Below are 14254 nucleotides of genomic sequence, written 5' to 3' on the forward strand. Positions count from 1 at the left end.
TTAGACATGAAAAAACTTGATTTATAAGCAAGGCTCAAACAACTTATTACTAACCAACTCCCTTATACCAATTAACATCATTTTTAGCAGCATGCGCTCTTAATACCGTTTTTGAGCCTGCAAAGTTGCTATAGTGATTACTATAATTTTGCACCCTATCCAGCCAAGTTGCTTCTTCAATATTCAGCGATACTAGAATATCAGGTACACTCTTTGGGGTGGACCCTTTCTTTTTTGGGTGAACATGGCGACCCGTCCAATCAACTAACCCGAGGTAATCCAAAAACGAAAAAGGCAATGTGTTTTCATACTCTCTTGTACCAAACGATTTTAGTGTTTTTGGCTGTTTGATTTGATGTGCATTTTCATTATTTTGATTAGATTTTTGTGCAGTTGCTTTAGAGTTTTTAAAGTGCCTTATGCGCTCTTGAATCGAAGTAAAATCACTATCCTCTAGATTATTTGCCGTGTTGGCTCTGATTGGGTTTAAATCTACGTAAGCCATACAACTGAGCAATGCCGTTTCATCTAGCAAAGCTTGAGACTTGTACCGCCCTTCCCAGTATTTACCGGTACAATTATCTTCTTTGTTTGCTTCTTTTGCTATGTATTCATTGAGGTTTTTCATAAACCAGCTGATGTCGTACAACCGAACTCGCCATTTTTCAACTAACTCAGATACAAGTAACTGCTCTGCCTCACTGAGCGTATCACCGTGAAGGTATCTATCAATGATTGGGCTACCCTTGTATAACCTATACCATCTTGATATCACTTCATTATCTGACCAATTAAGTGCTTGCTGTCTATTCACTTTGACGACCAAATGATAGTGATTACTCATGATGGCATAAGCCACTATTTCAATGGCAAATACACTGCTTAGCAACTTTACTCTATCGACTAACCATGTTCGTCTATGGTCAAAGTTTTTACCTGTATACTTATCCTCTCCGCACAAAAAAGCACGGCGTACACACCGTGCTATAAAGTGATAATAAGACGTCGACGACAAATCTATCAGGGCTTTCCTTGCTCTTGTCATTCCTATTCAACTCAACGTAAAACTGGATATTTAAACAGTAGTCAAATAACTCGAATTAAGCAAAAGATTTGTGTCTGTCCTATTAGTTTCTCCTATTAGTTTCGGTTTCTGGCTTGTTAGGTTTCTGATTATAAACACTTACTGCTACGTGTCCTGTGTACTTTGCGCCCTTCACTTGAAATAAAAACAAAATAATTATTATCGATAGTGACTACCTTGTCTGTGACTATTATACCCACTGGAAGAGGGTTTTGACCGCTACTTTCTGTTACCTTGAGCGTAAGTTGCCCGTCTTCAATATACCAACTGCCCAAAGTAATTGAGTCTATTGAATTACATTGACCAGAAGTGTATTGAATATGCTCTATAATTCCATCATTTCTATAGTTGCTAACATGACCTTCTTGTCCATAATACATATCAGTTTTTGAAATTGTCCATGAGCCAACTAAGCGTTTTGAAAGTTCAATATCTGTAATTGGTTGAGCAATAACATCAATTGATATAGATAACAAAAACGCGACTACTACATATTTCAATTTAATCACCATTTTTAAAGTAAACTAACACCCACATTAATAGGCAAATTACAAGTATATAAAACAAGCAGTGTATGAACAAAAACCAGCTGCTATTTGTCCTGATTTAATTGTTTGTTAGCAGTACTTTTAACCTCGCCAACCGTTAGCAATGCTGCTATATAAACAAGTGCAAGGAGATCTATAGCAAATGATTGTGTTGGCAAAGTGGCCGTGTATTCTCGGTAAAAAAAACCAGGAGAAAATGGTGCGGATAATATTAATTCATATGCCTCGCCCCAACTTAAGCCAATATGTACGCCACCTAATCCGGAGTAATTTGCTGAAATTGAACCGATAGCAATACTTGGTATTTGTAAAATCTGGTTAAAAATGGATACCCAATACCACTTGTACCTCTCTTTCACGGCAGTAAAGCCTGCAATAGCATTCAAGGTGATAAAGAACAAATAGTACACCGTTCCTTCAATAGAAGCACCGCCACCTAGAAGTGAGTTTATAAAGAAATACAAGATTACTATTGAGGCAACTAATTGGAAATAACCAATTATCTTGACTCTATGTTCGGCTAACGAAAAGGCCTCTTCTTCTGACTTGATTACTGCGTCATTAACTTCTTCTTTTCGGTTTTCGAGTTCAGAGAGTAATAATGCGTAGTTTGGTGAATCAGGGGAAATATTCTTTTTTACATCAAATAATTCATCAATTGTGTATTTTGAGTAATCGATATTGCTCATATGCTTCCTTCTACTGCTAACTCCCTGTTACGGGGCTGATAATGTTTGGCTAAAATGTGTAGCGAAGCGAAACCGAGCCAAACTTTACCAGTCCCGTCTTGAACAGCTTGTTAGAAATGATTTATAGCAATGCAAAACCTTTAGGCGCTAGAGGTTTATTAAATTTGTATAAATTGACGTAAATAATAGCTGGCTTTTCTTGACCTTTATATGACAGCTGGTAACGATCTAACATGCCACCGCCAAAAGGCATTGATTTATCTTCAAATGCACAGCAACTGCCAAGCCGTGTAACTTTAACTTTTTCACCGTTCGGACCTATTAGCCCTTCAAAATATTCTATGTGTGCACCAGCACTTTTAGTACCACGTAAAAAGCCACCCAATTCTATTGGCTTATTCTCCGTGTAGCCGTACTCAGGATCATTTGACGTTAATTGAAAACTACCCGCCGAAAGAGGTTTTTTCGGTGTAGTATCACACCCGAGAATTAATAAAGTGAAAAAGATCACTAAAACTTGCTTCATTGCAGATACTCCATTTTATTTCTAACGCCTCGCTTAAGCGGTTGTTAGTTACCGCATTACTTCCCTAACTTTATACAGTTAGGCTTTACTTTAAATACTCCATGTGTTGCTGATAATATGGAATTTGAGACTTTACTTGTATTAAAACCCAATAGCACCATAGCCATTGGTGGGACAACTTTCATTTCTACAGGGCAGTCTCCTTTATATGTCATGACAAAACCAATCGGCAAAGCACCATCTCTCTTAAGCCAAACTTTAGAAGTTAGTTCACCATTGACACTGCTTTTTAAAACTTCTTCAAATTTCCAATCGAAGTAGTCAATAGCCTCTGCAACTGAGGCTGTAGCCATAAATCTTACTTGCCTATGGGTCATATTTATTTTCTGCGCTACATACGCACTACTGACATAGTCATTTTGTGATTGGTGAAGATGAGTCCAAGCCGAGTTTGTTAGCTCCGTATTCGGTTTCATCGGCGAATTACACTTTATTCTTCCTAAAAGAAGGAAATCCCTAGTACCTAAGCTCACCATCTGCCCCGCAACTGGAGACTTAAAGCTTCCGTGTATAGTTTCATCCCATTTCGAAAGAGTTTTAAAACCATCAGGGCAAGTTTCCTCAGCTGCTTTTACCCAGCTTTCCTCAACAAACACTTTATCTGTACCGTGATACTCAATGTAATATGTACCGTTTTTAGGAATAACCACGTAGCCATACTTAGCCTTAAGTGGTTGGTAAGTTGCTGTACACCCCGTCAGGATTACTGCTAAAAAAATTAAAACTAATCTCGATATCATTATTTGACTCTTAAATTTTGGGGGCTGGAAAAACGCCCGTGGTAACTAACGCTCGCCTAAGCGGAAAGTTTCCAGACAGAAGCGCTTTGTTAGGACTTTTCATAAAACTGAGCCACGTTGTCGTTACCAATAGTTTTAGCCAATAACACAGGGCTGACACCCGACTTATTTTCAGCATTTGGGTTTGCTCCAGCACACAAAAGAAGCTCTATAACACTGCCATCCCCCTTGCACGACATGGTTGCCCTCCAGAGCGGAGTGTTACCAAAGACATCCCTTAACTCTAAGTCTGCTCCGGCTTCTAAAAGTAATGAAGCTGTTGCACAGCAATTTGTTTGAGCGGCGCAATGCAATGCTGCCCAGCCTTGTTTACATTGACGATTTATTAGCGCACCTGACTGAATAAGTGCTCGAACCTTCTCTGCATTTCCTTCTAAAGCAGCATAATGAAGTTCTGAACGATCATCTTTATCGATATTCATGTGTATCCCTAACACCTCGCTTAACCGGCGCAAAATAGCAGGCTAGAATTAGCGACTAAAGAGCACAAGCCTGTTGTTTTGCGTCCTTTGGTTGAAGCGTTTGTGATGTGTTTAATTACTCATAGTGTCTTGCTGCTTGAATTGCATCTGCAAATAGCTGCCAACTTGGCGTATCTGCGTCAACTGCTAGATTGAAGTTTTTATAATACCCATCAGCATCATTGAGCCAAGCTCCAAGAGCTTCAACAAAATCACTAGCAGTTTTATTTTCCCAACTTTCAGGATTTTCCAAGGACAAAGACTTTATCAATGATAAAAGTTCGCTCTTGCTATTTACACTCGGTTTATTCATAAACGTACAACTTAGTTGAACACATAACGCGGCGGGAAGGCATCGGGTGGATGGGTTTTGTTAAGCGCTTTCTCGGACCCAAGTCAACCCAACCTCTTCTTCCGCTGTGGAGCAGCAAAAAAGTAAAGAGCCGCCATGGCTGCTTTGCTTAAGGATCTTGTCAGCCTTGCTTTCGATAGCATTCACCATATCTAGATAGAAACGACTATCAACGCATTCGTCTTCAATATATTTTTCAACGATGTTAATCGCAGTAAAGTCGCCAAGTGATAGATTACGACCAATATTAGCTTGCCATAGTAAGGCTTGCTCAAGATCTCCTTCGATGATGGACTGTCGAAAGTATTTCATACTGTACTTGTTCGATTCAGCTAATCGAACTTTCGAGTTTTCTTCAGTGTCAATACAAATACTTACAAAGCCAGATTCGTGTTCGTAATAAATCGCAAAGGTATATATATCAAGGTTACACGCTTTCAGAAGTGTTTCATCTATGAGATTTTCGAATAAGTCCATTACTACCTCTTACGGCTTAACAATTTAATATCGATCCAATGGGTCGTTTTTCTACCGAACCACGGGGTATTTTTCTCTTTTTACCAGTTTTATCACAATAACTAACTTGTTGCTACATATATATTTTTCAATCATTATAGACATTATGGAAAGGATCAAAACGACCCAATAGGTCGTTTTCTTGACTATGGGAGATACACAGTAACTCTGTGTATAAATACAGATATCTTTTAGAGCTGACTTAATGAGAACTCATTCACCATTTTTAAGCCACATCGTCGAGTTTATGTTGACTAAGCAATATTCACTCAGAACCGTTGATACATACCTTAAGTGGATTTCTCCCTATATTCACTGTCATGGTAAACGACACCCAGCTTAAATGTATGGTAGAGGCTTACATGTAATCTATTAATGCTGAAACCGAACAAAGCAGATTGAATATGGATCCTGAATCAAATTCAGGATTAACGTGCAAAATGTAACGACTGCGAGCGAAGCGAGTACGTTTAATTTGCGCAAGGTGAATATCGTGTGAAAGGTTAATGACACATCGCGAAGCGCTGGCATTCTTTTCACGCAAGGTGAAATGAACCATTCTAACCAAAGGTAATCGATACGCCTCTATTAACCCATCGCAGATTCTCTACGTCATTCCGGACTTGCTCCGGAAACCATAAACTAGCCGCAGAATAAATAGTTCCTGATTCAAACTCAAGAACACAAACACTCGATACCTTATGCCTTAAATGAATCAACCTTTTCTTTCAAGCTGCTGGTGTAATCCCCCAGTGCACTACTCACCTCAGCATTGAGCTGCGCGTTTTTAGCAATTTCTATGATGCTATTGTTAAATTCATTAATATTTGTGCTAATCTCAGCAATCACAGAGGTTTGCTCTTCAGTCGCAGTCGAAACTTGTACATTCATATCGATGATCTCGTTCACCGCGCTATTGATTTCATTCATATATTTTGCCGACTCGTTCGCTTTTTCAACGCTCGAAGTCGCACTCGTTTGCGCATTTTCCATCGCAGTAACGGCATTTTGCGCCATTGACTGTAGCTTGGTGATCATCTCTTTAATTGACTCAGTTGCTTTTTGCGTATTATGCGCCAGCTGCCTAACTTCATCTGCAACGACCGCAAAGCCTCTGCCCGACTCGCCAGCCCGAGCAGCTTCAATCGCAGCATTTAATGCCAATAAATTGGTTTGTTCGGCAACACCTTGGATCATCAATACAACTTGGTTAATTTCGTTACTTTGCGTATTTAAAGCTTGAATTTGTTCGGTATTGTCTGCAACCAAGCCGGCTAACTGCTCAATCGACTGGATATTTTGAGTGATGGTACTCGTACCTTGCTGAGCAAGCGTACCCGATGTTTCAGCTTTTTGTGCTGTTAACTGTGCATTGTTAGCCACTTCTTGAATAGCAGCACTCATTTGCGTCACAGCTGTCGCAATCATAGCGGTTTGCTGCTCTTGATCCTGAGACGTATTTGCCATCGATGAGCTAATAGATGTCAAATTGGTAGATGTCGAGGTCAATTCACCTATCATTTCAATAAGACTTTGAACAAGGTTGTGCAAACAATCGACCATCATATTAAAGTCATTGCCAATTTCGCTAAGCTCGTCTTCGCCAACCACTTTTACCCGCTGCGTTAAATCCGCATTTTGTGCAATGGTTTTAATGGTACGTCGCAAACCTTTTAATGGCTTATGGATAGAGCCGTAGATCAACCAACTTACACTCAGCATAACAACAATCACAAGTACAGACGCGACTATCATGCCAATCCTTGCTGCACCCGCTTCTTCATGACTCACTTCAATCAGTTTGCTGGCTTCATCTAGCTGCAGCACCATCAGTTCATTGTAACCTTTGCTCAGTGGGTCAAACGTCTCGTAGAGATCTTTAACAAACTGGTTGTAAGGCACAGAGTCAAACTTATCTTGTGCTATTAAGCGCTGATACTCTTGAATAAGCTGATTAACTTCCCGCTCAGCCTGCTTAATTTGCTGAACTATCGATTGCTCTTGACTGGTCAACTTACCTCCTAAGTAAATTTCCCACTCGGCTATGGCTATTGATTTGGCCTCTTCAATATTATCAAGCGCTTGTGATGGCGTTAATTGCTTGCCTCTTAACTTATGAAATGTATCAACAATAACCACCGCATAGTTATCTGAGACCACTTTAATCTCTTTAAGTGGTAAGACTCGGCCAGAGTACATCTTGTCCATGTTCGTAACGAGGTGAGAAATCGTAGTGAGCGTAAACACTGTCGCAATCACAAAAAGGATTGCAGGTAATCCAGACAACGACAATAAACGGCTTTGTACAGAGAAATTATTCAACATCAAATTTTCCTTAGGCTTTGCCTAGTTACCTTGATATTTGAGTATTGACTAACTATGTGAAATTACAATGTAAAAATGGAATTGATCTACTAAAGTCTTGGATCAAATTGGCTGTTCAAACCACTTTGTCACATAATCGAAAAAGATCACTGTGTGACAAGCTAATTTAGCGACGCATTCAATATTATAAACTTGCCATATAATACACTTGGCAAACTACTGCTAAATAACTTAAAAACAGTACTTTATGTGCAATGGGCTGCTGAGTCTTAAATGCTGAAATAAATGCACAAATAAGTGAAAATATAAGAGAGAGGAAGTATACTATTGCCATCACAAACACAATTTGTTGCGGCAGATAAAAATCACAGTCATAAGAGCACCTACAGAACCGCTCTATCATTAAGCTGGCCAATATCGTTTGTAACGCCCCCCAACGCTTAATAAGAGCAAAGCGATATGTGGCAAATGTTGGAAAATAAATCCTTGTTTATAGTCCACTATATATCCTTTTAAAACATTAGAACAGCATCATGCACTAGTATAAAACGCTCCACCAGCACCAAATTGATATGCCTCTAATGTTTTAAGTAAGTCTTTTGCAAATTCGATCTCTGACTCAACACCATTTTTAGTCGCTTCTCTTAACTTGTCACGCTGCATTGCGATGACATCAATCTGCTCACTCTCAGCCTTAGCAAGCGCAGCTGGTGACACAGCACCACTCGCCTGATTAAGTCCTGTTTTTGTTGCGTGATAATGCAAAGACAGTGATGCATGTTGACCAAGATTTATTACTCCTTCGTCATATAATACCTTTGATGCCGCTGAGAGCTCTTTCATCGACATTTTTGTAAAATCATACTCTTTCTCAATCGCGAGCTGAGCACTATCTGTATGGTGCGGCAATACTTTGCCTGGCTTTTCCGTAGATAAATTATCTCGGTTTTGAGTCTGATATTGGTTATAACTAAAAGATTGGCCTTGAACAATCACTATACTTATCCTTGTTCCCTTGATTACATCAGTGACTGCAAGGTATATGCCTATTATTTTCAAATAATGCATATATTGAAAATAAAGACGCGTCCAGTGAGCTCTTCAAATAACTTCAAAACGAACAGATTTCAGCCAACCTTAAAAATAATAAAGCCCGCTTTTGCGGGCCTTCGTCAAGCGTACTCTAGTTACATTCAACGATTGAAGCTTCTGATGTTGATGCCCTAAGCGCTATTTTACTCACCCCTACTTCAGCGTTTCCAGCAAGCGAGAGTTTAAATGGAGACATTGTTTGAGATAACTCAGCGCCAAGGCATGCAAAGCAAGTCAAAGGCACGGCTAACTGCTGCCAACCATTTCTCATCTGGTATTTTCACTTGTGAGCGGCATTTCATCTCTCTCTGACAATTCATCCCTATATAGGCTTCTGAGATCGAACCTGATTTTAAGGATATATCAAATGTTAAGTACGCTCATATTACTTAAACAGGGAAATCTGTTTTAAATTATTGAGTTTATTTTACTTTGTAAGAGTGGTAATACATATTAAACCAAGCAAACAAAAACGCCCTCGGCCATATGACCGAGGGCGTTAAAAATCGATATTACTTTTTAAAAGCTAGAGCAAATTAAGCTGATTGCTTACGCTGCGCTTCTTTTTGCGCTTGCTTTTGCTCTTTACGTTGACGCAGTGCTTCTTGCGCTTCGTGACCAATATGGCCTTCACCACGTTCTTTTGCCAGTTCCATTTGCTTTTGGCGCTCTGCAAAACGGGCTTTTTGCTCTTCAGTCACATTGTCGAAGCAGTGGTGGCAAGAAACCCCTTCCATGTACTGCTCTAATTGCATTTCTTCCTCAGTGATAGGCATGCGACATGCGTGACATTGCTCGTAAGAGCCTTTGTTTAGGTCATGGTCAACTGCGACGCGGTTATCAAATACGAAACACTCACCTTCCCACATTGTCTCTTCTTTTGGCACGTCTTCTAAATACTTAAGAATACCGCCTTCTAGGTGATAAACCTCTTCAAAACCCTGCTCTTTCATGTAAGCAGTTGATTTTTCGCAGCGAATACCGCCAGTACAGAACATAGCTACTTTTTTGTTTTTCTTAGGGTCTAGGTTTTTTTCAGCCCATTCAGGGAATTCGCGGAAAGTTTTAGTTTTTGGGTCAACTGCATTTTTGAACGTGCCGATTTCAATTTCGTAATCGTTACGTGTATCAACAAGTACCACTTCTGGATCTGAGATAAGTGCATTCCAATCTTCAGGCTTAACATAAGTACCCACCACTTTTTTCGGGTCGATACCGTGTACACCCATGGTCACGATCTCTTTTTTCAACTTAACTTTAGTGCGGTAGAACGGACATGTTTCGTCGTAAGACTCTTTGTAAACGATGTTGTCTAAACCGGGTTGTTTGTCTAGCCATGCTAGCAATGCATCAATGCCTTCACGCTGCGCAGCAACGGTACCGTTAATACCTTCTTCTGCTAGAAGTAGCGTACCACGCACTTCGTTTTCTTCCATAACTTGCAATAAAGGTTGGCGGATCTGCTCAAAGTTAGGCAGTGAAACGAACTTATACATTGCACAAACAACATAAGGTTTAGTCATAATAATTCTCTTTTATAAGCTTTAAAACAACCTACACTTAAACACGACGCGTAGGCACAAACCGAATCGTAAATCCGGCGCTGAGGCGTGTATTTTACGGATTTATGAAACAAATGCAAAACACGCAGAATCAAGTGCTGAGTTTTTGTTCCAAGTGATTAAAACAAAAGCAAAAACAGTTTTAACCCTATATTTATATAGTGCCTTTGTCTGGCACTTTGCTATAATGGCGCGTTTTTTAGAATAATGATTGGAGAAAGTAACTTTGAGATTTTCCGAACTCGGCCTTGACCTACGCTTTGAGAAGCAATTACAACATCAAGGAATTAATGAGCCAACAGAGATCCAAGCTCATGCTATCCCTACCGCACTTGCAGGCCACGATGTTTTTGCCCAGTCAAAAACCGGTTCAGGAAAGACCTTGGCGTTTTTATTACCTGCTGTTCAGCGTGTAATGAAACAAAAAGCGCTGAGTAAGCGCGACCCACGTGTACTCATTGTTGCTCCTACCCGTGAACTTGCTAACCAAGTATTTTCACAGTGTCGTCTATTAATTGCAGGTACTGCAATGACAGCCACTAAGGTACTCGGTGGTGAGAACTTTAATGATCAGGTTAAAGCGCTACGTAAAAACCCGCACTTTGTGATTGGCACACCGGGTCGTATTACTGACCATCTAGAGCAGCAATCCCTGCGTTTGTCTGGCCTTGAGCTACTTATTTTTGATGAAGCAGACCGAATGCTTGATTTGGGTTTTGACAAGCAACTTAATGCGATTAACAGCCAAGCTGATCACCGCCTGCGTCAAACTATGTTGTTCTCAGCGACCTTAGAGCACGCGCAAGTTGAAATTACTGCCAAAGCACTTTTACAGTCTCCAAAAAAGATTTTATTAAGTGGCAGTAACGAAAAACACGGCGACATTCAACAAGCGCTGTATTTCGCAGACCACCTTGATCACAAAGAAGCGTTACTTAAACACTTTGTTCAACAAGACGAAGTTGGCCAGTGCATCATCTTTACCGCGACCCGCCAAGACACTACGCGTTTAAGTGAGCTGTTAAATGAGATGGACATCAAAGCAATTGGCCTCGCAGGTGATTTAGCGCAAAACAAGCGCCTAGATATCATGGATGCATTCAGCCGTGGCATTTATAAAGTGTTAGTGACTACCGATGTCGCTTCACGTGGTCTTGACCTATTAAACGTGACGCACGTAATCAACTTTGACCTACCAAAGCAAGCGGAAGAATACGTTCACCGTATCGGTCGTACAGGACGCGCAGGATTTAAAGGCACTGCGGCGTCACTGGTTGGTCCAAAAGACTGGAAGAGCTATAAAGCGATTGCACAGTACTTAAAAGAAGAACTGACTTTCCACACAGTAGAAGGTTTAGAAGGTAAGTTTAAAGGCTTTAAAGAAAAGCCTAAAAAACCTGCTTATAAAGGTAAGAAGCCGCAAAAAGCAAATAAGCCAGAACAAAAGCGTAAGTTTACTAAAAAGCCTAAAGTGCCGAAAAAACCGATTGCAGCACCATTTGATGTGGATGGTCATGCACCACTTCGCAGAAAACCAAAGCCAACTGAGGAATAAACCATGCTAGGAACTAAGCAATTTTTAATGATTGAAGAGATCTGTGCAGAAGGCGCATACCTCGACGGCAAAGAGCTTGGCGATGTATTTTTGCCTTTGGATGAAAAGCCTGAATATTTAGAAGAAGGCGATAACGTCGAAGTCTTTATTTACTCAGATAACCAAGGTCATGCCTGTGCAACTACCAAAGATCCCATTGCACAAGTAGGTGAGTTTGCCTTACTTCGTGTGAAGCAAATTAACAAAGTTGGTGCATTTATGGACTTGGGCATCGCAAAAGATGTACTAGCGCCATACAACGAGCAAAAGCCAAAAATGCGTGAAGGCTATAGCTACCTAGTAAAGCTTTATTTGGACAATGCCAGCAAGCGTTTATGCGCTTCAAGTAACCTCAATAAGTTTGTTAATAAAACACCTGCGAATTACGAGAAAAACCAAGAAGTCGATTTAATCGTGGCTGCTAAAACAGATCTTGGCTACAAAGTGGTTATTAATGAAACGCACTTTGGCATGGTGTTCTTTAATACGGTATTTAAGCGTATGTACATCGGCCAGCGTATGAAAGGCTTTATTAAGCAAGTACGCGAAGGCGACAAAATTGATGTGCTACTTGAAAAGCCGGGGATCGAGAAGATTTCAGGCCTTGGTGAGCAAATCCTTGCCAAGCTAGAAGAAAACAACGGCTTTTTACCTTTAGGTGACAAGTCAGACCCTCAACTTATCAAGCAAGCTTTCTCAACCAGTAAAGCTAACTTTAAAAAAGCCATTGGTGGCTTATTTAAGCAAGGCAAGATTGATATCGAAGCGAACTCAATTTCACTTCGAAAATAGTCTTTTTGGTGACTTGAACCTTGCTTTAAGTCACCTCTCCTATCTCGTTTATTACTTTAATAAAATCATAATGTTGTACTGATATCCGTGTTTGGTAATAGTACTGTGTCGGTTTAACGCCCGGTAGGCAATAAAGATTAACTTTTGCTCTATACGCCTCGCCAACAACTTCTACTTGTTTATTCAAAAAGAACACCTCAGGACTTTGTCCATGCAGTTCAGTAAGCTGTTTTATTTCCTCTAAATCCAGTACGATTGCAACACTGCGCCTATCACGATAATCATCTTCAGTATTTAAAAATACAACACTTCCTCGCCTTGCGGCAGACTTAACTTTAAAACGATAAACGCCATAAATAGAGTTTGGTGCGGCTGCTTCTGTTTTGGCTATTAAGTCCATCGTTTTAGGTGCATCGTAGACATTGCTTGGCATGCAAGCCTCTAGAAATAAAACTAAAATACTAGGTAGAGCTCCTTTCATTATTTTCCCTCATGCTTTTATATATCGAGAAAATATCTTAAAGGTATATTGTTGAATAATTATTTTGGTTTGATAACAAGGAGCGTTGTATGGTGTGAGTAATAAGGAAGCTGTTTTACGAACTATATCGGTGTCCCCCTCCTAAAGGCCTATGCTATTTCACTCGTATTAAACGGCCTGATAGTTGTAATCAGACCGTACCACTCATAATGCTGGAAATTACAACGCAAATCCTTCGATATATTCTGCTGCTATTTTATCGGTAAAATGAATAGGTAGAGCACCAGCAAGGTTTGTTAGCACAACCACAGATACATTATCTTCTGGGTAATACACCATGGTTACCGCGTTACCGCCGCTGGCACTGACCGCAGGGTGATTTTCTCTGTCTATTACTTGCCAGCCAATGGCATAACCATTTTGCAGCTTGTCAAAGCCTCTAATGGTGCCATCATTTAGCACCACCGGTGCCCAAAGCCCATCCAGGTTTTTAGTCAGTTTTTTGTTTGTCAGTGCAATCAGGTAATTGGCCAATTCTGTCGCAGTTGAATTCATACCTGCTGCGGTTCTCATCATGTATGAAAACTGACCCTGAATATTGATAAAGCGCTTGTTTTGACCATCATAAACGTACTGCTGCGCCTGATCCTTAATCACTGGTGTCATATATTCAAAACCAGCGTCGGCGGTTAAGTTCATCTTGGCGCGTTTTAACTGATGCTCTGTTATAAACTCAATAAAGTTACCATCAACGTATTTATCAATAATTTTACCGACAATCACATAACCCGTTTGGTTATAAGAAAATTGGCTATTCACTTCAGACGCCATAGGTAATGTTTGCACTTTATCCCAAGACGCTTTTGGGTTACCTCTGACAATTAAGTCTATGTTATGTCCGCTTAAAATCCTTGGTAAACCAGAGGTGTGGGCCATCAGGTGTTTAATTTTAATCTTTTGCCACGCATTGGGTAAATCTGGTAAATGCTTGCCAATTTCATCATCAATTGACAATATGCCTTGCTCCTCCAATTGCATTAAGGCAACCCCTGTGAAGGCTTTGGTCATTGAATTTATCGAAAAAATGGAGCTATTTTTAACCGGTACGTCATGTTGTAAGTTAGCCAAACCATAGCTTTGGGCTGTTACGATTTTATTGTTCTTTACCACTGCAAGTTGCAACCCAGGAATATTGCGTTTTTCCATGGTGTGTTTTATTAGGTCATCAACGGAGTTAGCGTATGCAGACAATGTCGTGCTAGCAATTATTGTGTAGAGTGCGGCAAATCTGGCCGATTTGAAAACCGATGTCATCATCCGTATGTTGTCCTTGTTTTTAATAAATATTCACAAGGAGGATACAATAAATAAC

17 protein-coding genes are annotated in these 14254 nt (G+C 40.1%); 3 read left to right on the forward strand and 14 right to left on the reverse strand.

The features are described from left to right. Positions 1-49: 49 nt before the first annotated feature. From L1077_RS22090 to L1077_RS22125, 8 genes are all read right to left on the reverse strand, one after another. The gene (locus L1077_RS22090) at positions 50-1045 is read right to left on the reverse strand and encodes a transposase (protein ID WP_237139030.1); all 996 of its coding nucleotides are present in this window, start codon (positions 1043-1045) and stop codon (positions 50-52) included. A 128-nt stretch (positions 1046-1173) separates the two neighbouring features. Then, the gene (locus L1077_RS22095; protein ID WP_237139031.1) at positions 1174-1584 is read right to left on the reverse strand and encodes a hypothetical protein; all 411 of its coding nucleotides are present in this window, start codon (positions 1582-1584) and stop codon (positions 1174-1176) included. 92 nt (positions 1585-1676) lie between these two features. Continuing rightward, entirely contained in the window at positions 1677-2321 is a 645-nt protein-coding gene (locus tag L1077_RS22100; RefSeq protein WP_237139032.1) for a hypothetical protein, read from the reverse strand. A gap of 121 nt (positions 2322-2442) precedes the next feature. Next, positions 2443-2847, reverse strand: a complete 405-nt coding sequence (locus L1077_RS22105) for a hypothetical protein (RefSeq protein WP_237139033.1) — start codon at positions 2845-2847, stop codon at positions 2443-2445. A gap of 56 nt (positions 2848-2903) precedes the next feature. Continuing rightward, positions 2904-3647, reverse strand: coding sequence for a hypothetical protein (locus L1077_RS22110; RefSeq protein ID WP_237139034.1), 744 nt, complete (start codon positions 3645-3647; stop codon positions 2904-2906). Between the two features lie 89 nt (positions 3648-3736). Next, positions 3737-4129, reverse strand: coding sequence for an ankyrin repeat domain-containing protein (locus tag L1077_RS22115; protein ID WP_237139035.1), 393 nt, complete (start codon positions 4127-4129; stop codon positions 3737-3739). 115 nt (positions 4130-4244) lie between these two features. Then, a complete protein-coding gene (locus L1077_RS22120; protein WP_237139036.1) occupies positions 4245-4481 on the reverse strand; it encodes a DUF7660 family protein in 237 nt (78 codons plus the stop codon). A 60-nt stretch (positions 4482-4541) separates the two neighbouring features. Further along, positions 4542-4997: a hypothetical protein gene (locus L1077_RS22125; protein WP_237139037.1), complete on the reverse strand. Its 456-nt coding sequence runs from the start codon at positions 4995-4997 to the stop codon at positions 4542-4544. A 244-nt stretch (positions 4998-5241) separates the two neighbouring features. Between L1077_RS22125 and L1077_RS22130 the strand changes: the two genes are divergently transcribed. After that, on the forward strand, positions 5242-5379 hold the full coding sequence (locus L1077_RS22130) for a phage integrase N-terminal SAM-like domain-containing protein (RefSeq protein ID WP_237139038.1): 138 nt from the start codon (positions 5242-5244) through the stop codon (positions 5377-5379). A gap of 356 nt (positions 5380-5735) precedes the next feature. On the opposite strand, the gene L1077_RS22135 is transcribed toward L1077_RS22130, so the two are convergent. The 4 genes from L1077_RS22135 to trhO all read right to left on the reverse strand — a co-directional run bounded on the left by L1077_RS22135 (position 5736) and on the right by trhO (position 9976). Beyond that, positions 5736-7361 (reverse strand): methyl-accepting chemotaxis protein, encoded by a 1626-nt coding sequence (locus tag L1077_RS22135; RefSeq protein WP_237139039.1) that lies wholly within the window; start codon positions 7359-7361, stop codon positions 5736-5738. A 531-nt stretch (positions 7362-7892) separates the two neighbouring features. Next, a complete protein-coding gene (locus tag L1077_RS22140; RefSeq protein ID WP_237139040.1) occupies positions 7893-8357 on the reverse strand; it encodes a hypothetical protein in 465 nt (154 codons plus the stop codon). A gap of 187 nt (positions 8358-8544) precedes the next feature. Next, entirely contained in the window at positions 8545-8724 is a 180-nt protein-coding gene (locus L1077_RS22145; protein WP_237139041.1) for a putative glycoside hydrolase, read from the reverse strand. A gap of 265 nt (positions 8725-8989) precedes the next feature. Then, the gene (gene trhO, locus L1077_RS22150; RefSeq protein ID WP_039608899.1) at positions 8990-9976 is read right to left on the reverse strand and encodes an oxygen-dependent tRNA uridine(34) hydroxylase TrhO; all 987 of its coding nucleotides are present in this window, start codon (positions 9974-9976) and stop codon (positions 8990-8992) included. A 265-nt stretch (positions 9977-10241) separates the two neighbouring features. Between trhO and L1077_RS22155 the strand changes: the two genes are divergently transcribed. Beyond that, positions 10242-11570, forward strand: a complete 1329-nt coding sequence (locus L1077_RS22155; protein ID WP_237139042.1) for a DEAD/DEAH box helicase — start codon at positions 10242-10244, stop codon at positions 11568-11570. A gap of 3 nt (positions 11571-11573) precedes the next feature. Next, entirely contained in the window at positions 11574-12401 is an 828-nt protein-coding gene (locus L1077_RS22160; protein ID WP_046357872.1) for a CvfB family protein, read from the forward strand. 25 nt (positions 12402-12426) lie between these two features. Here L1077_RS22160 and L1077_RS22165 read toward each other — a convergent pair whose 3' ends face one another. Continuing rightward, positions 12427-12882: a hypothetical protein gene (locus tag L1077_RS22165; protein WP_237139043.1), complete on the reverse strand. Its 456-nt coding sequence runs from the start codon at positions 12880-12882 to the stop codon at positions 12427-12429. A 219-nt stretch (positions 12883-13101) separates the two neighbouring features. After that, complete coding sequence (locus L1077_RS22170; protein ID WP_237139044.1) at positions 13102-14199, reverse strand: serine hydrolase domain-containing protein; 1098 nt, start codon at positions 14197-14199, stop codon at positions 13102-13104. Between the last annotated feature and the right edge of the window lie 55 nt (positions 14200-14254).

Origin of the sequence: Pseudoalteromonas luteoviolacea, assembly GCF_021654285.1 — a bacterium.
GTDB classification, from domain to species: domain Bacteria; phylum Pseudomonadota; class Gammaproteobacteria; order Enterobacterales; family Alteromonadaceae; genus Pseudoalteromonas; species Pseudoalteromonas luteoviolacea_J.

Bases quoted from the DNA above. Each gene is read 5' to 3' on its own strand.
- L1077_RS22090 (WP_237139030.1), bottom strand. From the start codon at position 1,045: ATGACAAGAGCAAGGAAAGCCCTGATAGATTTGTCGTCGACGTCTTAT.
- L1077_RS22100 (WP_237139032.1), bottom strand. From the start codon at position 2,321: ATGAGCAATATCGATTACTCAAAATACACAATTGATGAATTATTTGAT.
- L1077_RS22105 (WP_237139033.1), bottom strand. From the start codon at position 2,847: ATGAAGCAAGTTTTAGTGATCTTTTTCACTTTATTAATTCTCGGGTGT.
- L1077_RS22110 (WP_237139034.1), bottom strand. From the start codon at position 3,647: ATGATATCGAGATTAGTTTTAATTTTTTTAGCAGTAATCCTGACGGGG.
- L1077_RS22115 (WP_237139035.1), bottom strand. From the start codon at position 4,129: ATGAATATCGATAAAGATGATCGTTCAGAACTTCATTATGCTGCTTTA.
- L1077_RS22120 (WP_237139036.1), bottom strand. From the start codon at position 4,481: ATGAATAAACCGAGTGTAAATAGCAAGAGCGAACTTTTATCATTGATA.
- L1077_RS22125 (WP_237139037.1), bottom strand. From the start codon at position 4,997: ATGGACTTATTCGAAAATCTCATAGATGAAACACTTCTGAAAGCGTGT.
- L1077_RS22130 (WP_237139038.1), top strand. From the start codon at position 5,242: ATGAGAACTCATTCACCATTTTTAAGCCACATCGTCGAGTTTATGTTG.
- L1077_RS22135 (WP_237139039.1), bottom strand. From the start codon at position 7,361: ATGTTGAATAATTTCTCTGTACAAAGCCGTTTATTGTCGTTGTCTGGA.
- L1077_RS22145 (WP_237139041.1), bottom strand. From the start codon at position 8,724: ATGAGAAATGGTTGGCAGCAGTTAGCCGTGCCTTTGACTTGCTTTGCA.
- trhO (WP_039608899.1), bottom strand. From the start codon at position 9,976: ATGACTAAACCTTATGTTGTTTGTGCAATGTATAAGTTCGTTTCACTG.
- L1077_RS22160 (WP_046357872.1), top strand. From the start codon at position 11,574: ATGCTAGGAACTAAGCAATTTTTAATGATTGAAGAGATCTGTGCAGAA.
- L1077_RS22165 (WP_237139043.1), bottom strand. From the start codon at position 12,882: ATGAAAGGAGCTCTACCTAGTATTTTAGTTTTATTTCTAGAGGCTTGC.
- L1077_RS22170 (WP_237139044.1), bottom strand. From the start codon at position 14,199: ATGATGACATCGGTTTTCAAATCGGCCAGATTTGCCGCACTCTACACA.